General features: G+C 71.3%; 23 protein-coding genes. 10 read left to right on the forward strand and 13 right to left on the reverse strand.

Going from position 1 to position 24,254, the window contains the following annotated elements:
* Nucleotides 1-3: 3 nt before the first annotated feature.
* The 8 genes from hisF to hisD are packed head-to-tail and all read right to left on the reverse strand — an operon-like array spanning nt 4 to nt 5,806.
* Nucleotides 4-768, reverse strand: coding sequence for an imidazole glycerol phosphate synthase subunit HisF (gene hisF, locus QT196_RS10655; protein ID WP_168478649.1), 765 nt, complete (start codon nt 766-768; stop codon nt 4-6).
* Nucleotides 765-1,172, reverse strand: a complete 408-nt coding sequence (locus QT196_RS10660) for a Rid family hydrolase (protein ID WP_168478650.1) — start codon at nt 1,170-1,172, stop codon at nt 765-767. The genes hisF and QT196_RS10660 overlap by 4 nt, the downstream gene beginning before the upstream one ends.
* A gap of 21 nt (nt 1,173-1,193) precedes the next feature.
* Nucleotides 1,194-1,916: a bifunctional 1-(5-phosphoribosyl)-5-((5-phosphoribosylamino)methylideneamino)imidazole-4-carboxamide isomerase/phosphoribosylanthranilate isomerase PriA gene (priA, locus tag QT196_RS10665; RefSeq protein WP_085924869.1), complete on the reverse strand. Its 723-nt coding sequence runs from the start codon at nt 1,914-1,916 to the stop codon at nt 1,194-1,196.
* A gap of 8 nt (nt 1,917-1,924) precedes the next feature.
* Nucleotides 1,925-2,581, reverse strand: coding sequence for an imidazole glycerol phosphate synthase subunit HisH (gene hisH, locus QT196_RS10670; protein ID WP_168478651.1), 657 nt, complete (start codon nt 2,579-2,581; stop codon nt 1,925-1,927).
* Entirely contained in the window at nt 2,572-2,736 is a 165-nt protein-coding gene (locus tag QT196_RS10675) for a hypothetical protein (protein WP_167511540.1), read from the reverse strand. Before QT196_RS10675 ends, hisH begins: the two co-directional genes overlap by 10 nt.
* A gap of 3 nt (nt 2,737-2,739) precedes the next feature.
* Nucleotides 2,740-3,333, reverse strand: coding sequence for an imidazoleglycerol-phosphate dehydratase HisB (gene hisB / locus QT196_RS10680; RefSeq protein WP_020397738.1), 594 nt, complete (start codon nt 3,331-3,333; stop codon nt 2,740-2,742).
* Nucleotides 3,330-4,448: a histidinol-phosphate transaminase gene (locus QT196_RS10685; RefSeq protein WP_168483676.1), complete on the reverse strand. Its 1,119-nt coding sequence runs from the start codon at nt 4,446-4,448 to the stop codon at nt 3,330-3,332. Before QT196_RS10685 ends, hisB begins: the two co-directional genes overlap by 4 nt.
* Before the next feature lie 8 nt (nt 4,449-4,456).
* Entirely contained in the window at nt 4,457-5,806 is a 1,350-nt protein-coding gene (gene hisD / locus QT196_RS10690; protein WP_168478652.1) for a histidinol dehydrogenase, read from the reverse strand.
* Nucleotides 5,807-6,069: 263 nt separating this feature from the next.
* Between hisD and QT196_RS10695 the strand changes: the two genes are divergently transcribed.
* From QT196_RS10695 to ybaK, 3 genes are all read left to right on the forward strand, one after another.
* A complete protein-coding gene (locus QT196_RS10695; protein ID WP_266730321.1) occupies nt 6,070-7,671 on the forward strand; it encodes an oxidoreductase in 1,602 nt (533 codons plus the stop codon).
* A gap of 279 nt (nt 7,672-7,950) precedes the next feature.
* On the forward strand, nt 7,951-8,697 hold the full coding sequence (locus QT196_RS10700) for an LON peptidase substrate-binding domain-containing protein (protein ID WP_290354806.1): 747 nt from the start codon (nt 7,951-7,953) through the stop codon (nt 8,695-8,697).
* A gap of 45 nt (nt 8,698-8,742) precedes the next feature.
* A complete protein-coding gene (gene ybaK / locus QT196_RS10705; protein WP_042162090.1) occupies nt 8,743-9,237 on the forward strand; it encodes a Cys-tRNA(Pro) deacylase in 495 nt (164 codons plus the stop codon).
* Between the two features lie 51 nt (nt 9,238-9,288).
* On the opposite strand, the gene QT196_RS10710 is transcribed toward ybaK, so the two are convergent.
* From QT196_RS10710 to QT196_RS10725, 4 genes are all read right to left on the reverse strand, one after another.
* Nucleotides 9,289-10,077, reverse strand: a complete 789-nt coding sequence (locus QT196_RS10710) for an ABC transporter permease (protein WP_290354807.1) — start codon at nt 10,075-10,077, stop codon at nt 9,289-9,291.
* Nucleotides 10,078-10,145: 68 nt separating this feature from the next.
* Nucleotides 10,146-10,970 carry an ABC transporter permease gene (locus QT196_RS10715; protein WP_168478656.1) on the reverse strand — a complete coding sequence of 275 codons (825 nt, stop codon included), beginning with the start codon at nt 10,968-10,970 and terminating at the stop codon, nt 10,146-10,148.
* 64 nt (nt 10,971-11,034) lie between these two features.
* The gene (locus QT196_RS10720; RefSeq protein WP_248001593.1) at nt 11,035-11,967 is read right to left on the reverse strand and encodes an ABC transporter ATP-binding protein; all 933 of its coding nucleotides are present in this window, start codon (nt 11,965-11,967) and stop codon (nt 11,035-11,037) included.
* 161 nt (nt 11,968-12,128) lie between these two features.
* Nucleotides 12,129-13,412: an NYN domain-containing protein gene (locus QT196_RS10725; protein ID WP_266730328.1), complete on the reverse strand. Its 1,284-nt coding sequence runs from the start codon at nt 13,410-13,412 to the stop codon at nt 12,129-12,131.
* Nucleotides 13,413-13,687: 275 nt separating this feature from the next.
* Here QT196_RS10725 and QT196_RS10730 point away from each other — a divergent pair, with 275 nt between their 5' ends.
* On the forward strand, nt 13,688-13,861 hold the full coding sequence (locus QT196_RS10730; protein WP_167536078.1) for a hypothetical protein: 174 nt from the start codon (nt 13,688-13,690) through the stop codon (nt 13,859-13,861).
* 74 nt (nt 13,862-13,935) lie between these two features.
* On the opposite strand, the gene dnaE is transcribed toward QT196_RS10730, so the two are convergent.
* On the reverse strand, nt 13,936-17,487 hold the full coding sequence (dnaE, locus tag QT196_RS10735; RefSeq protein ID WP_168478657.1) for a DNA polymerase III subunit alpha: 3,552 nt from the start codon (nt 17,485-17,487) through the stop codon (nt 13,936-13,938).
* A gap of 217 nt (nt 17,488-17,704) precedes the next feature.
* Here dnaE and QT196_RS10740 point away from each other — a divergent pair, with 217 nt between their 5' ends.
* From QT196_RS10740 to QT196_RS10765, 6 genes are all read left to right on the forward strand, one after another.
* Complete coding sequence (locus tag QT196_RS10740; RefSeq protein WP_168478658.1) at nt 17,705-19,069, forward strand: DUF2252 domain-containing protein; 1,365 nt, start codon at nt 17,705-17,707, stop codon at nt 19,067-19,069.
* Nucleotides 19,070-19,174: 105 nt separating this feature from the next.
* Entirely contained in the window at nt 19,175-19,837 is a 663-nt protein-coding gene (locus QT196_RS10745) for a hypothetical protein (protein ID WP_290354808.1), read from the forward strand.
* A 49-nt stretch (nt 19,838-19,886) separates the two neighbouring features.
* Nucleotides 19,887-20,696: a thioredoxin domain-containing protein gene (locus tag QT196_RS10750; protein WP_290354809.1), complete on the forward strand. Its 810-nt coding sequence runs from the start codon at nt 19,887-19,889 to the stop codon at nt 20,694-20,696.
* Between the two features lie 114 nt (nt 20,697-20,810).
* Complete coding sequence (locus tag QT196_RS10755) at nt 20,811-21,518, forward strand: hypothetical protein (protein ID WP_168478661.1); 708 nt, start codon at nt 20,811-20,813, stop codon at nt 21,516-21,518.
* Nucleotides 21,519-21,562: 44 nt separating this feature from the next.
* A complete protein-coding gene (locus QT196_RS10760; RefSeq protein WP_290354810.1) occupies nt 21,563-22,504 on the forward strand; it encodes a thioredoxin domain-containing protein in 942 nt (313 codons plus the stop codon).
* 90 nt (nt 22,505-22,594) lie between these two features.
* Nucleotides 22,595-24,238, forward strand: coding sequence for an alkaline phosphatase D family protein (locus QT196_RS10765; RefSeq protein ID WP_290354811.1), 1,644 nt, complete (start codon nt 22,595-22,597; stop codon nt 24,236-24,238).
* The last annotated feature ends 16 nt before the right edge of the window (nt 24,239-24,254 follow it).

Here is a 24,254-nt window from a genome sequence, read left to right on the forward strand (position 1 = left end):
CCGTCAGCGCACCGGGTGACCCGCCTCCCGCAGGGCGTCCTTGACCTGGGAGATACGCAGATCGCCGAAGTGGAAGACGGAGGCGGCCAGCACCGCGTCGGCGCCGGCGGCGACGGCCGGGGCGAAGTCGTCCAGCGTGCCGGCGCCGCCGGAGGCGATCACCGGGACGGTGACGTGCTTGCGCACCGCCTCGATCATCGCGACGTCGTAGCCGTCCTTGGTGCCGTCGGCGTCCATGGAGTTCAGCAGGATCTCGCCGGCGCCCAGTTCGGCGGCGCGGTGGGCCCATTCGACGGCGTCGATACCGGTGCCGCGACGGCCGCCGTGGGTGGTGACCTCGTAGCCGGACGGGGTGCCCGCTTCGGTGCGGCGGGCGTCGACCGAGAGGACCAGGACCTGGCTGCCGAAGCGCTCGGCGATCTCGCGGATCACGTCGGGGCGGGCGATGGCGGCGGTGTTGACCCCGACCTTGTCGGCACCGGCCCGCAGCAGCTTGTCGACGTCCTCGGGCGTGCGCACGCCGCCGCCGACGGTCAGCGGGATGAAGACCTGCTCGGCGGTGCGGCGGACCACGTCATAGGTGGTCTCGCGGTTGCCGGAGGAGGCGGTGATGTCGAGGAAGGTCAGCTCGTCGGCGCCCTCGTCCCCGTAGATCTTCGCCATCTCGACGGGGTCACCGGCGTCCCGCAGGTTCTGGAAGTTGACGCCCTTGACGACCCGGCCGTTGTCGACGTCCAGGCAAGGGATGACTCGGACCGCCAGGGTCATGTCGGTTCAGGCCTCTCTGACATTTCTCGGAAAGCTTCCAGTTCCACTTCGACCAGGACGCGGGAGTCGACGAAGCCGGAGACCACGACCAGGGTCGAGGCCGGCGGCGTCGCGGCGAACAGCTCCCGGTGGGCGCGGCCGGCCGCGTCCACGTCGCGCAGATGGGTGAGGTACAGACGGGTGCGGAGGACCGCTTCGGCGCCGAGGCCGAAGGGGGTGAGGGCCTCCAGGGCGTTGGCGAGGGCGACCTTGGTCTGCACATAGGGGTCGCCCTCCCCCTGGAGGACACCGTCGATCAGCGGCATCGTGCCGGCGACCAGGACCCGGTCACCGGCCGCCACGGCGCGTGCGAAGCCGATCTTCTCTTCCCAGGGACCGCCGGTCCGTACGCGCTCGATGGTCATCACGCCGCCTTTCGTCCGCTGTTACGACACTGCCGCCAGCGCCTCTTCGAGGGTGAACGCCTTCGCATAGAGCGCCTTGCCGACGATCGCGCCCTCCACACCTTCCGGCACCAGCGTGGCCAGCGCCCGCAGGTCGTCGAGCGAGGACACGCCGCCGGAGGCGACGACGGGGCGGTCGGTGGCGGCGCAGACGTTGCGCAGCAGCTCCAGGTTGGGGCCCTGGAGGGTGCCGTCCTTGTTGATGTCGGTGACGACGTAGCGGGCGCAGCCCTCGGCGTCGAGGCGGGCCAGCGTCTCGTAGAGGTCGCCGCCGTCGCGGGTCCAGCCGCGGCCGCGCAGCGTCGTCCCGCGCACGTCCAGACCGACCGCGATCTGGTCCCCGTGCTCGGCGATGACCTTGGCGACCCACTCGGGGGTCTCCAGCGCGGCGGTGCCGAGGTTGACCCGGCGGCAGCCGGTGGCGAGGGCGGCGGCGAGCGTGTCGTCGTCGCGGATGCCGCCGGACAGCTCGACCTTGATGTCCATGGAGCGGGCGACCTCGGCGATCTGCGCCCGGTTGTCGCCGGTGCCGAAGGCCGCGTCGAGGTCGACGAGATGCAGCCATTCGGCGCCGGACCGCTGCCAGGCGAGGGCCGCCTCCAGCGGGTCGCCGTAGGAGGTCTCGGAGCCGGACTCGCCGTGGACGAGGCGGACGGCCTGGCCGTCGCGGACATCGACGGCGGGGAGGAGTTCGAGCTTCGGCATCAGGGGGCTCACAGGGTGTTGATCCAGTTGGTCAGGAGCTGGGCGCCGGCGTCGCCGGACTTCTCGGGGTGGAACTGGGTGGCCCACAGCGGGCCGTTCTCGACCGCGGCCACGAAGGGCGCGCCGTGCGTGGCCCAGGTGACCTTGGGGGCGGTGAGGTGCGGGTTGCCGACCTCCAGCTCCCAGTCGTGCACCGCGTAGGAGTGCACGAAGTAGTAGCGGGCGTCGGCGGGCAGACCGGCGAAGAGCTGTGAGCCCTCGGCGGCCTCGACGGTGTTCCAGCCCATGTGCGGGACGATGTCGGCCTTGAGCGGGCCGACCGTGCCGGGCCACTCGTCCAGGCCCTCGGTCTCCACACCGTGCTCGATGCCTCGGCCGAAGAGGATCTGCATGCCGACGCAGATGCCCATGACGGGGCGGCCGCCGGACAGCCGGCGGCCCACCAGCCAGTCACCGCGGGCCTGCTTCAGCCCGGCCATACAGGCGGCGAACGCGCCGACGCCGGGGACCAGCAGTCCCTCGGCGTTCATCGCCCGGTCGAAGTCCCGGGTGATCTCCACGTCGGCGCCGACGTGCGCCAGGGCGCGCTCGGCGGAGCGGACGTTGCCGAAGCCGTAGTCGAAGACGACGACCTTCTTACGGGGTGCCGAGGCGGTCAATTCCATACCTCCAACCGGAGCACACCGGCGGCCAGACACAGCGCCGAGCCCACGGACAACAGCACGATCAGGCTCTTGGGCAGCTGCTGCTTCCAGAAGGAGTAGACGCCGCCGAGGAGGAAGAGCCCGAGCAGGATGAAGACGGTGGAGAGACCGTTCACGGGCTACAGGGCTCCCTTGGTGGAGGGGATGATGCCGGCCGCCCGCGGGTCGCGCTCACTGGCGTAGCGCAGCGCCCGGGCCAGCGCCTTGAACTGGCACTCCACGATGTGGTGGGCGTTGCGGCCGTACGGCACGTGGATGTGCAGCGCTATCTGGGCCTGGGCGACGAAGGACTCGAAGATGTGCCGGGTCATCGTCGTGTCGTAGGAGCCGATCATCGGCGCCATGTTCTCCGGCTCGGTGTGCACCAGGTACGGGCGGCCGGAGAGGTCGACGGTCACCTGGGCCAGCGACTCGTCCAGCGGGACGGTGCAGTTGCCGAAGCGGTAGATCCCGGACTTGTCACCGAGGGCCTGCTTGAAGGCGGCACCCAGGGCGAGGGCGGTGTCCTCGATGGTGTGGTGGGTGTCGATGTGCAGATCGCCGTCGGTCTTGACCTTGAGGTCGAACAGGCCGTGCCGGCCGAGCTGGTCGAGCATGTGGTCGTAGAAGCCGACACCGGTCGACACGTCCACGTCGCCGCGGCCGTCGAGATCGATCTCGACGAGCACGGACGTTTCCTTCGTCGTGCGCTCCACGCGTCCTACGCGGGTCATCGCTTGCTCTCCTTCAGTACTGCGCGAACCGCGTCGAGGAACGCGTCGTTCTCGGCCGGGGTGCCGGCGGTGACCCGCAGCCAGCCCGGTACGCCGTTGTCACGGACCAGCACGCCGTGGTCGAGGATCGCCTGCCAGGTGGCGTGGGAGTCCTCGAAGAGGCCGAACTGTACGAAGTTGGCGTCGGAGTCGACGACCTGGCAGCCGGCCGCCCGCAGCTCGGTGACCAGGCGGTCCCGCTCGGTCTTGAGCTGCTCGACGTACTTCAGGAGCGTCTCGGTGTGCTCCAGCGCGGCCAGCGCGGTGGCCTGGGTGACGGACGAGAGGTGGTAGGGGAGCCGGACCAGCTGGACGGCGTCGACCACGGCGGGGTCGGCGGCGAGATAGCCCAGCCGCAGCCCGGCGGCGCCGAAGGCCTTGGACATCGTCCGGGAGACCACCAGATTCGGCCGGCCCGCGAGCAGCGGCAGCAGCGAGGGCCGGTGGCTGAACTCGCCGTAGGCCTCGTCGACCACCACCAGGGCCCCGGCCCCGTCGGCGCGGGCCGCCTGCGCCGCCTCGTACAGCGCGAGCACGGTGGCGGCCTCGACGGCGGTGCCGGTGGGGTTGTTCGGCGAGCAGATGAAGACCACGTCGGGCCGCCGCTCGGCGATGACCGCCGTGGCGGCCTCGACGTCGATGGTGAAGTCGTCGTTGCGCGGGCCGGAGATCCAGCCGGTGCCGGTGCCGCGGGAGATCAGCCCGTGCATCGAGTACGACGGCTCGAAGCCGAGGGCGGTGCGGCCGGGGCCGGCGAAGGTCTGGAGCAGCTGCTGGATGACCTCGTTGGAACCGTTGGCGGCCCAGACGTGGTCCTTGGTGACCTCGTGGCCGGCGGTGTGGGTGAGGTAGCGGGCCAGTTCGGTGCGCAGCTCGACCGCGTCCCGGTCGGGGTAGCGGTTGAGCTGCCGGGCGGCCTCGGTCACCCGCTCGGCGATCCGCCGGACCAGCGGCTCGGGCAGCGGGTAGGGGTTCTCGTTGGTGTTCAGCCGCACCGGGACGTCCAGCTGCGGCGCGCCGTAGGGCGACTTGCCGCGCAGCTCGTCCCGGATGGGGAGATCGTCGATACGGGTCACGTGGCTGCTCACTTGCTCTGCGGGACCTTCCAGTCACTGCGCTTGTCTCGTTCGCCTCCGGCAAAACGGGCCTTGACAGCGGCGCCATGGGCCGGGAGGTCCTCGGCCTCGGCGAGGGTCACCACATGGTGGGCGACCTCGGCCAGCGCGTCACGCGAGTAGTCCACGACATGGATGCCGCGCAGGAAGGACTGCACGGACAGGCCGGAGGAGTGGCAGGCGCAGCCGCCGGTGGGCAGCACGTGGTTGGAGCCGGCGCAGTAGTCGCCGAGCGAGACCGGGGCGTACGGGCCGACGAAGACCGCGCCGGCGTTGCGGACCCGGGCGGCGACGGCGGTGGCGTCGGCGGTCTGGATCTCCAGGTGTTCGGCACCGTAGGCGTCCACGACCCGCAGGCCCTCGTCGATGCCGTCGACGAGGACGGTCGCGGACTGCCGGCCGCCCAGCGCCTCGGTGATCCGCTCGATGTGCTTGGTGGCCGCGACCTGCCGCTTGAGGGCCGCGTCGACGGCGTCGGCGAGCTCGGCGGAGTCGGTGACCAGGACGGCGGCGGCGAGGGTGTCGTGCTCGGCCTGGCTGATCAGGTCGGCGGCGACGTGCTCGGGGTCGGCGGTGGCGTCCGCGAGGACCGCGATCTCGGTGGGGCCGGCCTCGGCGTCGATACCGATCCGGCCCTTGAGCAGGCGCTTGGCGGAGGCGACATAGATGTTGCCGGGGCCGGTGACGAGGTTGACCGGCAGGCACTCGTCGGTGCCGTAGGCGAACATCGCGATGGCCTGGGCGCCGCCGGCCGCGTAGACCTCGTCGACACCGAGCAGGGCGCAGGCCGCGAGGATGGTCGGGTGCGGGAGGCCGCCGAACTCCTTCTGCGGCGGGGAGGTCACGGCGATGCCCTCGACACCGGCTTCCTGCGCCGGGACCACGTTCATGACCACGGAGGACGGGTAGACCGCGAGGCCGCCGGGGACATAGAGGCCCACCCGCTCGACCGGCACCCAGCGTTCGGTGACCGTGCCGCCGGGGACGACCTTGGTGGTGACGTCCGTGCGGCGCTGTTCGCGGTGGACGATCCGGGCGCGCCGGATGGACTCCTCCAGGGCGGCGCGCACGGCCGGGTCGAGCCCGTCGAGCGCGTCCCGCAGGGCCTCGGCGGGCACCCGTACCCGCTCGATCTCCACACCGTCGAACCGCCGCGCGTAGTCGATCAGCGCCGCGGTGCCCCGATGGCGTACGTCCTCGCAGATGGGCCGCACCTTCTCCAGGGCGGCTTCCACGTCGAACTCGGCACGGGGCAGCAGGTCGCGCAGGGCGCCGCCCTCGGGAAGGGCGTCACCGCGCAGATCGATTCGGGAGATCACTCCCCCAGTGTCTCAGACCCGCTCCGGCGCCTGAGCGGCCGTATCACTCAGTGATACACAGCGGAGCACACCCCGGACGCACCGTGACCCGGCCGTTCGAAGTTGACCGGAGTTGGCCCTGACCGCGCGTGTTCAAGCAGTCACGGGGCGGGCAAGGGCCACACGACGGCGTACGGGGAGACCTGCGGGACGCAACACGACCAGTGCACCAATTGCGTCCGAACAGGTTGCGACACACCACGGGAGAGCAAGGGGGACCCACAGTGACCGAACCCGCGGACGGCGACGCGCCGGCCGAGCTACAGCTGACCTCCGCGGAATGGAGCATGTGGCAGGCGTTCCGCAACGGCAGCACCTGCGATCTGCACATCGGCGATCCGGCCAGGGACGATCCGCACGGGCAGCATCTGTGGGGCCCGGAGCGCCGGGTGCGGGCCCGGGTCGTGGCGCTGCTGCTGCTCGACGGGCCGCCCGCGCAGCCCGGCCGGGTGTCCGCCCTCAAGCTCACCGGCGCGTACATCACGGACACTCTCGACGTTGCGGGCGGCACGATCAAGCCATTCGTGGAGCTGCGGGACTGCCGCTTCGAGGCCGAGGTGGTGCTCCCCGAGAGCCGCTTCACCACCCTGCGGCTGGTGAACTGCGCGATACCCCGGGTGGAGGCGGCCCGGCTGCACACCGAGGGCGATCTCCACCTGCCGCGCTGCGTGGTGCACTCCGGCATCCGGCTCACCGACGCCCACATAGGCACGGACCTGATGCTCAACCAGACCGTGGTGCACAAGGACCGCCAGGGCCGGTCGATCATGGCGGACGGGATGACCGTCACCCAGGACCTCCAGGCCGAGATGCTGGAGTCCTACGGCGAGCTGTCGCTGCGCGGCGCCACCATCGGGGTGTCGCTGAGCCTGCGCGGCAGCCGGCTGAGCAACCCCTTCGGCCGCCGCGCCCTGAACGCCCCGCAGCTGACCGTCGAGCGCACCCTCTATCTGACCGCCGCCGGACTGCCCAACTCCCCGTTCTCCAGCGGCGCCACTCCCCCGTACGGCACCGCCTACACCCCCTCCCGCGGCACCCGGGTGCAGCGCTTCGAGTGCGAGGGCGGGATGCGGCTGGACGACGGGCGGTTCGGCGACGCGGTCGACTTCGAGCACGCCCGGTTCATCATGGAGTCCGACCAGGAACTGTCGCTGCGCCGCATCCAGACGCCCGAGCTGCGGTTCCTCGGCGAGCGCCCGCAGCGCGGCCGGGTGATCCTCTCCGGCGCCCGGGTGGTCAATCTCGTCGACAAGTCGGCGAGCTGGCCCGGGCTCGGCGGCCTGTGGATGGCCGGCTTCGCCTACGAGACGCTGATCCCGCGCGGCCACTTCCCGCTCTCGCTGCGGCTCCAGTGGGTGGCCGCGGCGACCCCCGAGTACGCGCCCGAGCCGTACGAGATGCTCGCCGCCTCGCTGCGCACCACCGGTGAGGACGCCGACGCCCGCGAGGTGCTGCTGGCCAAGCAGCGGCGCCGCCGCGAGACGCTGCCGCTGGCCGCGAAGACCTGGGGCTTCCTCCAGGACTGGACGGTGGCCTACGGCTACCGCCCGGGACGGGCCGCGGTATGGATGGCCATCCTGTGGGCGATCGGCACGATCTACTTCTCGATGTCCCCGCCACCGCCCCTCAAGACCGGCGAGACACCGCCCTGGAATCCGTACCTCTACTCCCTCGACCTGCTGCTGCCGGTAATAGACCTCAACCAGAGCGGCGCCTGGAAACCGGGCGGCGGCGCCCAGTGGGCAGCCGCAGTACTCATCCTCGCAGGCTGGGTCCTGGCCACAACGGTCGCGGCGGGCGCCTCCCGCCTGCTCCGACGGCAGTAGCCAGTGCACCACGACCGACGAGGCACACCGGCCCACCACCTGCACCCCCACCGGCCTCCTCTTCCCACCCACCACAACGGGAGGTGACGGGCCGGAGGGGTAGGGGTGTGGGACGTAAAGCGAAGCAGTCCCACACCCCTACCCCTCCGGCCCGTCCCCGCACCCCGACAGCCCCGCGCAGCGGACCCGCCCGCCGCAGGCGCACCCGCGAAACGAACCACGGCGAGATTCCCGCCCACGTGGGAACACAGCCAAGCGCAGCGTCTAGGCTTACGGGCTGTGACCTCCCTGCGCCTACCGCTCTTCCCGCTGAACTCGGTGCTGTTCCCGGGACTCGTGCTCCCGCTGAACGTCTTCGAGGCGCGGTACCGGGCCATGATGCGCGATCTGAGCGCCGTACCCGAGGACGACCGCCGCTTCGCGGTGATCGCGATCCGGGACGGCCGGGAGGTCGCCGCCACCGCCCAGGGCATGCCCGACAACACCGTCCCCGCGTCGGACGGTCCCGCGGCGGGCTTCGGTGACGACCCGGTGCAGGCGTTCCACACCGTGGGCTGTATCGCCGACGCGGCCACCATCCGGGAGAAGTCGTCCGACGACGACACCGGCTACGAGGTCCTCGCCACCGGCACCACCCGCTTCCGGCTGCTGTCGGTGGATGCCTCCGGGCCGTATCTGACCGGTGAGCTGGAGGAACTGGAGGACGACGACGGCGAGGGCGCCGCCGCGCTGGCCTCGGGCGTCGTACGGGCGTTCCGGACCTACCAGAAGCGGCTGGCCTGGGCGAACGAGCGGACGCTGTCGAGCGGGCAGGATCTGCCGGCCGACCCGTCCGTGCTGTCCTACCTGGTCGCCGCGGCGGCCGTGCTGGACGTGCCCGCCAAGCAGCTGCTGCTGGAGGCGCCGGACACCGCGGCCCGGCTGGCGCAGGAGCTGAAACTGCTTCGCCAGGAGTCGGCGGTGCTCGGTAAGCTCCCGTCGCTGCCGGCGGTGGATCTGACCCGGCAGCCGACCAGCCCCAACTGAACGAGCGGCCCCGCTGCCGGGCCCCTGACGCGAGGCACGAAGACGTTGGCGAAGAAGTCCAAGAAGTCCGTCGGCACCCCGGCGACCGTCGCCCTCACCGCGGCCGGCGTCCCGTTCACCACGCACTCCTACGAGCACGACCCGGCCGCCCCGTCGTACGGCGAGGAGGCCGCCGAGGCGCTCGGTGTCGCGCCGGACCAGGTGTTCAAGACCCTGCTGGCGGACGTCGACGGCACCCTGACGGTCGCCGTGGTCCCGGTGTCGGGGTCGCTGGACCTCAAGGCGCTGGCGGCCGCGGTGGGCGGCAAGCGGGCCACGATGGCCGACCCGGCGGCGGCCGAGCGCAGCACGGGCTATGTCCGCGGCGGTATCTCGCCGCTGGGGCAGCGCAAGCGGCTGCGCACGGTCGTGGACGCCTCGGCCGAGGGCCGGCCGACGGTCTGTGTCTCGGCCGGGCGGCGCGGGCTGGAGGTCGAGCTGGCGCCCGGGGATCTCGTGGCGCTCACGGGGGCGCACCTCGCGCCGATCGCCCGCGGCTGAACGCGGCGCGGGGCGGCCGGTGGACCGGCCGCCCCGTGCGTTCCGCGGCGCTCAGCCCTCGGCGGGCGGCTTCCCGTCGTGGTGCTCCCGCAGCCGGTCCGAGACCTCCTGCTGCGGTGTCTCCTGAGCCAGTGGTGCCTGCTGGGCCTGCGGTGTCTCCTGGTCCTGCGGTGCCTGCTGGGCGTGCTGCCCCTCCGGCCCCTGCTCCCCGTGCTCCCCGGGCTGCCCCTGGAGCCAGTACGGCGCCTCCGGCACCGGGTCGCGCGGTCCGAACAGTGCGGACAGCACCAGCTGGGTGACCATCGCCCCCATCGGCCAGGCCAGCAGGGCGCCCTTGGCCTGCAGCCGCAGCGGGCCGTCGAAGACCACACCGGGGCCGACCTGCTTGGCGTGCGCCACCACGTCCGGGGTGGGGCCCAGCCACATCCCCGTCATCCAGCCCAGCGTCGCGCCCAGCAGCCCGCCCACGACCAGCGCCACGACCAGTGGGATCCCGCCGCGCCGGCGGAAGAGGAAGACCACGGCGGTGGTGAGCACACCGAACGCGAAGGCCAGCAGGAGGAAGGTGCCGTCCGCGCCGATCGACTCCTCGCCCTCGGTGTTCTTGAGGTAGACGTTGCGGGTGTCCGCGACCAGCGGGACATGCGGCGCGAGCCAGTTCCACAGCAGGCCGAGCAGCACACCGGTCACCGCGACCAGGAGCGCGATCAGCGCACCCTCCCGCAGCTCGCGGGCCGTCTCCGGGCCGACGGAACCACCGTGATCGGCGGCGGGCGCGGCCTCGGGGTGCCGGGGCTCTTCGGGCGGTTGGTTGTCGCGGGGCGTCAGCGGTGCGGTCACACCGTCATCGTGCCAGGTGGGGCTGGTGGGACCGGCAGCAGGACGCCCGTTCGGCGGGGTGGCAGCGCTCATCGGGTCGCCGCCCGGCGATAGGCCCAGGTGGCGACGGCCAGCGACAGCACCCCGACGGCCGCGCAGACGCCCAGGTCGGCGCCGACCGCGACCCAGTCCGGGTGCGGGTCGAAGCTGCGCGCCAGCGCCTCCACGCCATACGTCGACGGCAGCAGATCACGGGCCCAGCCGATCACCCCGGGCATCCGCTCGGCCGGCAGGACGCCCAGCAGCAGCGCCGCCGACATCCCCAACTGGCCGCAGAGCGTGGCGAGTTCCTGACGCGGGGCGAGCAGGCCGAGGGCCGCGCCGAGACCGGCCAGCGCCGCCCCGGCGAGCGGGAGCACCGCGGCCAGCACCCACAGATGGGACATCGGCAGCTGGAAGAGCACACAGCCGGTGACCGCGGTGACCACCGTCCCCGGCACGGTGAACGAGGCGTACGCGGCGGCGGCGCCGAGCACCACGGCGGCCGGCGGCACCGGCAGCGTGGCGTAGTGGTCGAGCCCGCCGCCGGCCCGCAGCTGGCCGAAGTACTGGGCGAGGAGGTTGAGCGCCACGAAGGCGACGACCAGCACGCTGGAGCCGGACACCACCGACCGCGCCGGTTCGCCGCCGTCGACCACCCCGCGCAGCAGGACCATGATCCCGATGGACTGGAAGGTGGCGACGAACAGCAGCGGGATCCGTGCGACCCGGGCCCGGGAGAGCTGGGCTCGGTAGACGGCGACCAGCGCGGGCACCAGACGGGCGGACGGCGCCAGCGGCGCGGCCTCCGCCTCGTCTCGTACCCCGGTGGCCGGGGCCGCCCCGGCCACCGCCTGCACGGGAACCACACTCACGCTGTCATCACGCCTTCCTCGCTGCCCCCGTGGTCGTGCATACGTCCGCCGGACCGGTCCCCGTTCACGCCTTGACCAGCCCCTCGGCACGGCCGCCGAGGGCCAGGTAGACATCTTCCAGGCTCGGCGTGGCGAGGGTGAAGTCGTCGAGGGCGGCGAAGGCGGGGCCCGCGGTGACGGCGGCGACGGCGGAGCGGGCCCGGTCGGCGGGCAGGCGGAGGGTCCAGCGGCGGCCGGAGGCGTGTGCGGCAGCCTCCAGGGCGGCGACCTCGGGCACGTCCAGCGGCGGGCGGTCGCGCCACACCAGCTCCAGCCGCACCTCGTCGCTCACCATTTCCTTCAGGCCGCCGGGCGTGTCGCAGGCGATCACCCGGCCGCGGTCGATCACCGCGACCCGGTCGAGCACGCTCTCGGCCTCCAGGACGTTATGCGTCACCAGCACCACCGTGACGCCGCGCTCGGCCCGCCGCCGGTCCACCGCGGCCCATACGGCGCGCCGCGCGACCGGGTCCATCCCGGTGGTCGGCTCGTCCAGCACCAGCAGCGGCCGCTCGCCGATCAGCGCGGTGGCGAAGCAGGCCAGCCGGCGCTGCCCGCCGGAGAGCTTCTTCAGGGCCCGTCCGGTGAGGTCCGCGAGGCCCAGCTCGTCGATCACCGCGTCCCGCTCGGCGCGCGCCTCGCGGGCCCCGAGCCCGCGCAGCCGGCCGGTGGTCTCCACGGCCAGCGCGACGGTCATCTCGTCCAGGGCGGTGGATTCCTGGCCCAGGTAGCCGAGCAGCCGGGCGGCCCGCTCCGGGTGGCGCACCAGGTCGTGGCCCAGGACGGAGATCCCGCCGGAGTCGGGGCGCAGCAGTCCGGTGAGCTGGCGCACCAGGGTGGACTTCCCGGCGCCGTTGGGGCCGAGCAGCCCGAAGATCTCGCCGCGGTGGACATCGAGGGTGATGCCGTCGCTGGCGCGTACGGCGGGCGCCTGTGCCGCCCCGCGGCGCCCGCGCATCGCGGGGTATGTCTTGACCAGGTCCCGCACGGCGCACACCGGCACTCCGCGCTCCACCTGTTTTGCGCCCGTCCTCACGAGCTATGAGGGTACGCGTCCCCGGGCCGCCTCCGGGCCGCGGGGCTCCGGCGGGCGAGCCGGGCCCGGGGCGGCGCGTCCCGTCAGTCCCCGGCCGGTGCGTGCTCGGCGGCCGTCCGCAGGTCGACCTCGCGCCAGAAACCGGCCCGGATCGCATAGCGGTCGTGCTCGTCGATCTGGTCGTCCTTGTGGGCGAGCAGCCCGAAGCGGGCGGCGTAGCGCAGCAGTTCACCGTCGATCCGGTGCGGGATGCGGGGGTACTCCGTGGACAGCTGCTGGAGGTGCGCGGCTTCGGAGAGCCGGTCGGTCCAGCGGCGGGCGAAGACCTGACCGACCTCGAAGGGGTCGCCGCTGACCGCGGTGATGTCCTCCTCGCGGTCGGCCCAGCGCTGCTCGGCGCTGGTGAGCTGGGCGAGGGTGGGCAGGGCCGCGGCCCCGTCCGGGTCGCCGGCCGGGCCGCCGCGCTCGACCCAGCCCTTGTCGGACGACCAGCGCAGGGTGGCGCCCGCCGCGGGGGCGGGCCCGCCCGCGCCGGGCGGCTGCTGGCCCGCGGCGTGCGCCCGGCCGAGGCCGGCCAGGTCCTTGGGGGTGGGCACGACCTTGGATCCGGCGCCGGGCCCGTCGGCGGCGGCCGCTCCGCTCCCGGCACCGGCCGCCGGGCGGGAGACGCCGTTGGCGCCGTTGTGCTCATGGGTGTGCTCGGCGGCTTCCGGTCCGGCCGCGGCGGCCGCCGCGGCCGCGGACTCGGGCAGCGGCGCGGAGAGGATCGCGGCGATCTCGGGGCGGGGTACCGGCGGCGGGGCGCAGGGGCCGCCGAGTTCCTTGGCGCGGACCGCGCGGGTGATCCAGGTGCGGTCCAGCACCCGCCGTTCGTCGGCCTCGGCGACCAGGTCCTCGGACTGGTTGTAGTCGCCGTCCGCGGCCTGCACGGCCCACAGATGGACGGCGACGCCGTGCTCCTTCGCCGACATCAGTCCGGGCAGCAGATCGCCGTCGCCGGTGACCAGCACGATGTCGGAGCAGGCGCGGTTACGGGCGAGTTCGGTCAGCTCGGCGTGCATGGCGGCGTCCACGCCCTTCTGCGCCCAGCGGCCGTCGCTGCGGGTCAGGGCACCCAGCCGGACGGTGACCCGGGGCATCACCCGCAGCCTGCGGTGCTCGGGCTGCGGGACGCGGTCGGGGGCGCCGTCGAACCAGTAGATCCGCAGCAGCGGGCGTTCGGTCTCCGCCTCGGCGCGCTGGCGCAGCCCCTGGATGAGGGCGGCGTGGTCGACGCTGATCCTGGAACGGGCGGGCTCTCCGGCGAGCAGACTCGCGGCGGCACCGAGCAAATATCCGGCGTCCACCAGGACGACGCAGCGATCCACGTTCCACCCTCTTCCCTGAGGTGCTGAAAGTCCGGTCGCCCCCCGGCTCGGCCCATGGCTCGAGTGTTCTTCGGCTTTCTCTGGAGTCTGCCCGACCGTACGGGCGTTATCTGCCCGAACTCGATCATCGGCGTGGCGGATTCAGCGGGGGCGTCGTACACGGTGCGTGATCAACCATATAACGCACGGTAATTGCCCGAAATGCAGGCGCCTGTCCGCCATGTCAGTCTGGTTCCGGCCCAGATCCCGGATTCCCCCCTCAGGAGGCAAAGATCATGGCCAAGGACAAGAAGCAGGACCGCAGTCAGCAGAAGGCATCCGCGTCCGAGCGCGGCCAGCAGGAGGCCCAGAAGGCGAGCCTGGAGGCACAGTCCCAGGCGCGGTCGCAGGCACAGGGCAGCCCGGCGGATGTGGCACGTAAGCACCAGCGGCGCTTCGGTCACAACTGACCTGTACCGCAGGGAAGTTGAGGGGCGCGTCCACAACGGGCGCGCCCCTCGGGGTACCGGCCGGAGCCGGCCGGTCAGCCCGCCAGACAGGACGGGCCGAGCAGCACCTTCAGATCGCCGAACAGCGACGGGTCGGGCGTGACCCGGTGCCGGTCCAGCCGGAGCACAGTGGTCTTGCGGGCCCCCAGGAGCTTGATCCGCACCTCCGTGGAGCCGCGGTGGCTGCTGAGCACCTCGCCGAGCTTCTCGACCATCGGCGGGGTGACCTTGACCGTCGGAATGGTGATCGTCACGGGGGCGTTGGTGCCGGCCTCCGAGAGGTCGGGGACCATCATCTCCATGGCCACCAGCCGGGGGATGTCCTCCCGCTTGTCGAGGCGGCCCTTGACGAAGACCACGGTGTCCTCGACGAGTTGGGTGGACACCAACTGGTAGGTGGCCGGGAAGAACATGCAGTCGATGGAGCCGGCCAGGTCCTCGACGGTGGCGATGGCCCAGGCGTTGCCCTGCTTGGTCATCTTGCGCTGGAGGCCGGAGATGATGCCGCCGATGGTGACGATCGAACCGTCCGAGTAGTCGCCGCCGGTCAGCTGGGCGATGGCGGCGTCCGCCTTGTCGGACAGCACATGCTCCAGGCCGAAGAGCGGATGGTCGGAGACGTAGAGACCGAGCATCTCGCGCTCCTGGGCGAGGAGATAGGTCTTGTCCCACTCGACGTCCGAGAACTCGATGTCCAGCCCGAAGCCCGGCCCCTCGTCGGCGCTGTCGTCGCCCATGCCGCCGAAGAGGTCGAACTGCCCCTCGGCCTCCTTGCGCTTGACCTGGACCACGTTGTCGATCATCGGCTCGTAGTGGGCCGTCAGCCCCTTGCGGGTGTGGCCCATCTCGTCGAAGGCCCCGGCCTTGATCAGTGATTCGGTGGTGCGCTTGTTGCAGACGACCGCGTCGACCTTGTCGAGGTAGTCGGGGAAGGAGGAGTACTTCCCCTTCGCCTTGCGGCAGCGGATGATCGAATCGACGACGTTCTGGCCGACGTTACGGACCGCGGTGAGGCCGAAGAGGATCACATCGTCGCCCTGGGCGGCGAAGTTCGCCTCGGACTCGTTGACGTTCGGCGGCAGCACCTTGATGCCCATGCGCCGGCACTCGTTCAGATAGACCGCCGACTTGTCCTTGTCGTCGCGCACGGAGGTCAGCAGCGCGGACATGTATTCGGCGGGGTAATTGGCCTTGAGGTAGGCGGTCCAGTAGGTGACCAGGCCGTACGCGGAGGAGTGCGCCTTGTTGAAGGCGTAGCCGGCGAACGGGACCAGGACGTCCCACAGTGCCTGGATGGCCTGGTCGGAGAAGCCCTTCTTCTTCGCGCCCTCCTGGAAGAGCACGAAGTTCTTCGCCAGTTCCTCGGGCTTCTTCTTGCCCATCACGCGGCGGAGGATGTCGGCCTCGCCGAGGGAGTACCCGGCGATGATCTGGGCGGCCTTCTGCACCTGCTCCTGGTAGACGATCAGGCCGTGGGTGAGGCCGAGGACCTCCTTGAGGGGCTCCTCCAGCTCCGGGTGGATCGGGGTGATCTCCTGGAGGCCGTTCTTGCGCAGCGCGTAGTTGGTGTGCGAGTCCATGCCCATCGGACCCGGGCGGTACAGGGCCGAGACGGCGGAAATGTCCTCGAAGTTGTCGGGCTTCATCAGCCGCAGCAGCGAACGCATCGGGCCGCCGTCGAACTGGAAGACACCGAGGGTGTCACCGCGGCAGAGCATCTCGTACGTCTTGGGGTCGTCCAGCGGGACGGTGAGCATCTCCAGCTCGACGCCCTTGTTCTTCCGCACCATCTTGACGGCGTCGTCCATGATGGTGAGGTTGCGCAGGCCCAGGAAGTCCATCTTCAGCAGGCCGAGCGACTCGCACTGGGGGTAGTCCCACTGCGTGATGGTGACGTTGTCGGTGTGCCGCACCCAGACCGGGGCGTGGTCGACGATGGGCTCGCTGGACATGATCACGCCGGCCGCGTGCACACCCATCTGCCGGACCAGGCCCTCGACGCCCTTGGCGGTGTCGATGACCTTCTTCACGTCCGGTTCGTTCTCGTACATCCCCCGGATCTCGCCCGCCTCGCTGTAGCGCGGGTGCTTGGGGTCGGTGATGCCGCTGAGGTCGATGCCCTTGCCGAGGACGTCGGCGGGCATGGCCTTGGTGAGGCGGTCGCCCATGGCGTACGGGTAACCCAGGACGCGGGCCGAGTCCTTGATGGCGTTCTTGGCCTTGATCTTGCCGTAGGTGCCGATCATGGCGACCTTGTCGGCGCCGTACTTTTCCGTGACATACCGGATGACTTCGACGCGCCTGCGCTCGTCGAAGTCGATGTCGACATCGGGCATGGAGACACGCTCGGGGTTGAGGAACCGCTCGAAGATCAGCCCGTGCGTGATCGGGTCGAGGTCGGTGATGCCCATCGCGTACGCCACGATCGAACCGGCCGCGGAACCACGGCCGGGGCCCACCGCGATGCCGTTGTTCTTGGCCCACATGATGAAGTCGGCGACGACGAGGAAGTAGCCGGGGAACCCCATCTGGATGATGATGTCCATCTCGTACTCGGCCTGCTTCTGCCGGTCGTCGGGCACCCCGTCCGGGAAGCGGCGCTGCATGCCGACCCGGACCTCCTCCTGGAACCAGGTGACCTCGGTGAAGCCCTCCGGGATGTCGAACTTCGGCATCAGGTCGCGCTTCTCGAACATCCCGGCGGTGTCGATCTGCTCGGCCACCAGGAAGGTGTTGGCGCAGCCCTCCTGCCAGGCGTCCGAGGAGTCGATGGCGTACATCTCGTCCGTGGACTTGAGGTAGTAGCCGGTGCCGTCGAAGCGGAAGCGGTCCGGGTCGGAGAGGTTCTTGCCGGTCTGGATGCACAGCAGGGCGTCGTGCGCCGTGGACTCGTGGGCGTAGGTGTAGTGCGAGTCGTTGGTGACCAGCGGGGGGATGCCGAGCTTCTTGCCGATCTCCAGCAGGCCGTCGCGGACCCGGCGTTCGATCTCGATGCCGTGGTCCATCAGCTCCAGGAAATACCGGTCCTTGCCGAAAATGTCCTGGTATTCGGACGCGGCCTTCAGCGCCTCGTCGAACTGGCCGAGCCGCAGCCGGGTCTGGAGCTCACCGGAGGGACAGCCGGTGGAGGCGATCAGGCCCTCGGACCACTGGGCGATGGTCTCCTTGTCCATCCGCGGCCACTTCGTCAGCCAGCCCTCGGCGTACGCGTCCGAGGACAGCCGGAAGAGGTTGTGCAGACCGGTCTTGTTGGCCGCCCAGATCGTCTTGTGGGTGTAACCGCCGGAACCGGAGACGTCATCGCGCTTCTGGTGCGGCTGGCCCCACTGGATCTTGCGCTTGTTGCGCCGCGACTCCGGGGCCACATAGGCCTCGATGCCGATGATCGGCGTCACCCCGGCCTTCTGCGCCGAGTGGAAGAAGTCGTAGGCCCCGTGGAGGTTGCCGTGGTCGGACATGGCGATATGCGTCATGCCCATCTCGTTGCACGCCTTGAACATGTCCGACAGCCGCGCCGCACCGTCCAGCAGTGAGTACTGGGTGTGGACATGCAGGTGCGTGAAGGGGGGCCTGGACGGGGCTGCCACGGCGGAGGACCTCCGGGAAAACGGTCGGCGGGGGACACCTGCCCGGCAGGACCGGGAGGGGCGGATGGTGGTCTCGAAGTCTACGGCTCCCCGGTGACAATCGACGGGCACCGACGAGTAGCCTCGCGCGTTGTCAGTGGCAGATCCTCCCCCGGCCCATCGCCGGGGGATCCGCCACGGATCCCGTACCGTTCCGCACCTCAGGAGGCACCCAGCGATGCCGTCCCAGCACGCCCCGGCGCAGGACGCCGCGCAGCGCGGCGAGGAGATCCTCGCCGTTTTCGACACCGCCTTCGGAGAGCTGCTCGCCGCCGACCCCGCGGCCTTCCGCGTCAAATTCCGGAAGATGGCCGCCTCCGCGTTCGCCTTCTACCGGGGCACGGCCTGCCTGTTCTACCGGGACATGGAGACGTACGCCGCACAGGACGGCGACGGCAAGGACAGCGGCCCGTATCTGGACGACCGGACCGCCCGGGTGTGGATCCACGGCGATCTGCACGCCGAGAATTTCGGCACGTACATGGACGCCACCGGCCGGCTGATCTTCAACGTCAACGACTTCGACGAGGCCTACGTCGGCCCGTTCACCTGGGACCTGAAGCGCTTCGCCGCCTCGGTCGCACTGATCGGCTACGCCAAGGCGCTCAGCGACAAGCAGATCACCGACCTGGTGCGCACCTACGCGGCCGCCTACCGGGAGCGCATCCACGCACTGGCGTCGGGGACGAAGAGCTCCGACAAGGACGAGCTGCCGCCCTTCACGCTGGACACCGCCGAGGGCCCGCTGCTGGACGCGCTGCGCGACGCCCGCTCGCTGACCCGGTTCGGGCTGCTGGACTCGATGACCGAGATCCGCGACTTCGAGCGGCGCTTCGCGGCGGGCGGCGGCAGCGTCGAGCTGGACGCGGCGACCCGCTACAAGGTCCTCGCCGCATTCGACGGCTATCTGGAGACGCTGCCGGAGTCGAGCCTGGACCGCCCGGACTCCTACCGCGTCAAGGACGTGGTCGGCCGCCGCGGCATCGGCATCGGCTCGGCCGGCCTGCCCTCGTACAACATCCTTCTGGAGGGCAACAGCGACGCCCTGGAGAACGATGTCGTGATCTACATGAAGCAGGCGCAGACCCCGGCCGTCTCCCGGCACATCACCGACCCCCGGGTCCGCGGCTACTTCCAGCACGAGGGCCACCGCACGGTGATCTCGCAGCGCGCCCTCCAGGACCACGCCGACCCGTGGCTGGGCTGGACCGAACTCGACGGCGCGGGCCAGCTGGTCGCCGAGATCTCGCCGTACGCGGTCGACCTGGACTGGTCCGACATCGACGACCCGGAGGAGATCGCGGCCGTGGTCGCCGACCTGGGCCGGGCCACCGCGACCATGCACGCCGCAGCGGACGACGAGAGCGGCCACTCGCTGGTCCCGTTCTCGACGGAGCGTGCCATCGACGCGGCCATCGCGGCCGACGAGGAGGGCTTCGCGGCGCTGCTGGTGGACTTCGCGCACTCCTACGGCGCCCGCGCCCGTGCTGACCACCAGGTCTTCGTGGACCTCTTCCGCAACGGCCGGATCCCCGGCCTGTAGGGAGCAGGGGCCCGAGTCACTCCGTACGCACCGTATCGTCCGGTGCGTACGGCTTCGGGCCCCCTTAAGCATCCCTTACCCCTGGTCATGGCACACTCGGCTGCGATGGACATTTCGGCACCTCACCTGCGGGCCCTGCGCGCGGCGCTCTTCACGGCGCTGTGCGTCGCGCTGTCCTCGGCGTCCCATGTGCTGCTGTCCCGTATGCCGCTGCCGCTGACCACCGTCGCCATGCTCAGTGCGGCCGTGTTCGTCCTCGCCTACGCGCTGGCCGGCCGGGAGCGCGGCTACTGGCACATCGCGGCGCTGCTGGTCCCCCTGGAGCTCACCGCCGATCTGGTCTTCAGCCTCGGTCAGCACACCTGTTACGGAGCGGCCGGCGGCCCGGTCGCCGGGCCGCTGCGCTCGCTCGGCGTGGATCTGCTGTGCGGCGGCGGACCGGTCGGCGGCGCACCGCTGACGCGGCTGCCCGAGGACCAGGCCGGACCGGTGAGCAGCTGGCTCGTCCTGCTGGCGGCGCATCTGCTGATCGGGCTGCTGGCCGCGGGCTGGCTGCGCCGCGGTGAGGCCGCGCTGGGCCGCCTGCTGGACGCGGTGGCCGGCTTCGCCTTCCGCCCGCTGCTCCTCGCCGTCGCGGTCATCGGCGCCACCGCCGCCCCGCGCCGCCCGGCGCCCGCTCCCGTACGGTCCGGGTCTCCGGCCCGCACCGCCCCCCTGCTCGTGCACTGTGTCGTGCGCCGTGGGCCGCCCTGCGCGCTCGCCGCGTAGGCCACCGCACCCATCCCATCGCACGGATTCCCACGGAGCAGGAACTGTCATGAGCAATCGCCACAACCAGGCCAACAAGCAGGCAGCCCGCGAGCGACTGCGCGCCGAGCGCGAGCGGCAGGCGAAGAAGGACCGGCTCCGCCGGCAGCTGATCGTCGGCGGCGCGATCGTCGGTGTCCTGGCGATAGCCGGCGGCATCGCGGTGGCGGTGGCCGGCTCGGGTGACAAGGCGGCGGACGGTCCGCTGGTCAAGCCCGCCAACACCAGCGGCACCGACGGCACCACGATCACCGTCGGCAAGAAGGACGCCAAGAACACCCTGGAGCTCTTCGAGGACCCGCGCTGCCCCGGCTGCGCCGCCTTCGAGCAGACCGCCGGCGCCACCATCGAGAAGGACATCAAGGACGGCAAGTACAAGGCCTCCTACCACCTGGGCACCTTCCTCGACAACAACCTCCAGGGCAGCGGCTCCAAGAACGCGCTCAACGCGCTGGGCGCCTCCCTGAACGTCAGCCCGGACGCCTTCCTGAAGTACAAGTACGCGCTGTACTCGAAGGAGTTCCACCCGGACGAGCGCGGCGCGGACAAGTTCGCCGACGACAGCTACCTGATCAAGGTCGCCGACACCGTCCCGGCGCTGAAGGGGAACGCCGCCTTCCAGAAGGCCGTCAAGTCCGGTACGTACGACCGCTGGGCGCTGGGGGTGTCGAAGGCCTTCGACTCCGTCAAGGACGTCACGAGCACCCCGACGGTCAAACTCAACGGCACGGTGCTGGGCACGAAGACCCCGCAGGGCACGTCGGCACCGTCCAGCGTGGCCGCCTTCAACTCCGCGGTGGACAAGGTCCTGAAGAAGTGACGTAGGCGAAGGCCGGACTCCGTGCTGCCTTCCTCGGCCGGCGTGCTCCGCGCACGCCGGCCGATGCCAAATCTTGACCCGCCCCGACGCCGTACACATGGCAGACTCCCGATCATGCAGGCGACGGGAGGGCGTCCCGGGACCCGGCCGGCGGCCGCGCCGGGGGTCCAGCTCCGGGCGGTGCGGGCGGCGTTCTTCACCGCGCTGTGCACCACCCTGTCCGCGACCTCCCATGTCCTGCTCTCCCGCGCCCCGTTGCCGCTCGCTTCGGTGGCCGCGATCTGCGCCGGTGTCTTCGCCGCGGCCTATGCGCTGACCGGACGGGAGCGTGGCTACGGCCGGATCGCCGCGCTGCTGGTGCCCCTGGAGCTGGCCGCCGACACCGTCTTCACCGCTGGACAGCACACCTGTTACGGCGGGGCCGGCGGCCCGGTCACCGGCCCGCTGCGCTCGGTCGGCGTCGGTCTGCTGTGCGGGCGCGGCGAGTTGGGCACTCCGCTCGCCAGATTCGCCGCCCACACGGACACGCCGCTGCCCCCGGTGCCGGCGGCCGCCCCCTGGCTGCTGCTCGCCGCCCATGTCGCCGTCGGCCTGCTCGCCGCGGGCTGGCTGCACCGCGGTGACGCCGCCCTGGACGCCCTGCTGCGCGCCGCCGCGGCCGGCGCCGTCCGCCCGCTGCGGACCGCGGTCGCGGTGGTCACCACCGCGTTCCCGCCGCCCCGTCGGCGCCTCCGCCCGCCGCCTCCGCCGCCGGCCCGCCCGCTCCCCCTCCTGGTGCACTGCGTCCTGCGCCGCGGCCCGCCCGTCGCGGCCGCCGTCTGACCAGTCCGCAGCAGCAACCCCACCCTTGAGGGACGGAACCCCCCATGAGCAACCGCAACACCCAGGCCAGCAAGGCCGCCGCCCGCGAGCGCATCCGGGCCGAGCGCGAGCGCCAGAAGAAGAAGGACAAGCTGCGCCGTCAACTCGTCGTGACCGGCGCCCTGGTCGGCGTCCTGGCCGTGGCCGGCGGCATCGGCTTCATGGTGATGAAGGCCAACGAGCCCACGGGCTGGGAGGCCGCCAAGGAGGCCGAGCCCGTCGCGCCCGCCCACACCCAGGGCAAGAACGGCACCGAGATCCTGATAGGTGACAAGAACGCCAAGGAGACCCTGGAGGTCTTCGAGGACGTCCGCTGCCCGGCGTGCGCGTCCTTCGAGCAGAGCACCGGGGAGGCGCTGGCCAAGGACATCGAGGACGGCCGCTACCGGGTCCGCTTCACCATGTACACCTTCATCGACGACACCCCGGCCGGCGGCGAGGGCTCGAAGAACGCGCTGAACGCGCTCGGCGCGGCGCTGAATGTCAGCCCGGAAGCGTTCCTGAAGTACAAGGCGGCGCTGTACTCCGCCAAGTTCCACCCCGAAGAGCAGGTGGACACCTACGGCAAGGACGCCGGACTGCTCAAGGTCGCCGCCACGGTGCCGGAGCTGAAGAACAACAAGGCGTTCGAGACGGCGGTGAAGAAGGGCACCTACGACCGCTGGGTGATGGACATGACCGCACTGTTCGGCCGCAAGGGCGTCAAGGGCACGCCCACCTTCATGCACGGCGACAAGAAGCTGACGATCCCGCAGGTGCCGCAGCAGCAGATGACGCAGGCGCAGTACAACCGGCTCGCGCAAGCCAACTTCAAGAAGATGATCGACAAGGAGTTCGGCCCGGCGAAGGGCTCCGGGAAGCCGGACCCGGGCAAGGGCGGCAGCAAGGACGAAGGAGACCAGAACGGCATCCGCGAGGGCGAAAAGGACCCCACGGCCTCCCGCTGAGTGCCTTTCGGACAACGGGAGGGCGAATTCTCGGAGTTCCCGTGAATTCGCCCTCCCGGCGCCGCTTACCGGCCAGTAGGGTGAGCGGCCGTGACCGATCATGACCAGATCTCGCGCCGCACTGCCGTTACGGCCGTAGCCGCCACCGCCGCACTTCTGCCGTTCGCCGGCGCCGCCACGGCGCACGCCCAAGAGGGCTCCGGCCAGGACCCGTTCTTCCAGCACGGCGTCGCCTCCGGTGACCCGCTCCCGGACGGCGTCCTGCTGTGGACCCGGGTCACGCCGACCCCGGCGGCCACCCCCGGATCCGGCCGGGGACCGGCCACCAAGGTGAGCTGGCAGGTGGCGACCGACAAGGACTTCGCCTCCGTCGTCGCCCGGGGGAGCCTGACCGCCTCGGCCACCGCCGACCACACCGTCAAGGCGGACGTGCGCGGCCTCCGGCCCGCCACCCACTACTACTACCGCTTCACCGCCGGCGGGCAGCACTCCCCCGTCGGCCGCACCCGCACCGCCCCGGCCCACGACTCCGCCGCCGGCAACGTCCGCTTCGGTGTGGTCTCCTGCGCCAACTGGGAGTCCGGCTACTTCTCCCCGTACCGGCACCTGGCCGCCCGCACCGACCTGGACGCGGTGCTGCACCTCGGCGACTACCTCTACGAGTACAAGTCCGGCGAGTACCCGGAGTTCAAGTACGTCGTCCGCCCGCACTCCCCCGCCCACGAGCTGCTGACGCTCGCCGACTACCGCATCCGGCACGGCGTCCACAAGACCGACCCGGACGCGCTGGCCATGCACGCCACGCACCCGGTCGTCGCCATCTGGGACGACCACGAGTTCGCCGACAACGCCTGGAAGGGCGGCGCGACGAACCACACGCCGGACAGCGAGGGTTCCTGGTCCGCGCGGATGGCCGCCGCGAAGCAGGCGTACTTCGAGTGGATGCCGGTGCGCCCCTCGACCGCCGGCACCACCTACCGCAGGCTGCGCTTCGGCACCCTCGCCGATCTGCATCTGCTGGATCTGCGGTCGTTCCGCGACGAGCAGGCCAAGCCGGGCAGCGGCGACGTCGACGACCCGAGCCGTACGCTCACCGGACGGGCCCAGCTGGACTGGCTCAAGGCCGGCCTGGAACGCTCGGACACCGCCTGGCGGCTGGTCGGCACCTCGGTGATGATCTCGCAGGTCGCCTTCGGCGCCGTCCCCGCGAAGCTGCTCGGCCCGCTCGCCGACATCCTCGGGATACCCAAGGAGGGCCTGGCGATCAACACCGACCAGTGGGACGGCTACACCGATGACCGGCGCGAGCTGCTGAGCCACCTCAGCGACCGCGGTATCGACAACACCGTGTTCCTGACCGGCGACATCCACATGGCCTGGGCCAACGAGGTACCGCTCCAGGCGGCGACCTACCCCGCCGACCAGCCGGTGGCGACGGAGTTCGTGGTCACCTCCGTCACCTCCGACAACGTCGACGACTTCCTGCATGTCGCCCCGCACACCATCTCGCTGGCCGGGGTCGCCGCCCTGAAGGCCGCCAACCGGCATGTGAAGTGGCTGGACATGGACTCCCACGGCTACGGGGTCCTGGACGTCAACGCCGAGCGCACGCAGATGGACTACTTCGGGATCTCCGACAAGACCGACCCGCAGGCCACCAGCGCCCTGCTGCGCTCGTACCGCACCCGGTCCGGCACCCAGCAGATGGAGCGGGCGGACCAGCCGGTCGGCTGACGGCGCACGTCCCGCG

The organism is Streptomyces sp. P9-2B-2, from assembly GCF_030406865.1.
GTDB lineage: Bacteria > Actinomycetota > Actinomycetes > Streptomycetales > Streptomycetaceae > Streptomyces > Streptomyces platensis.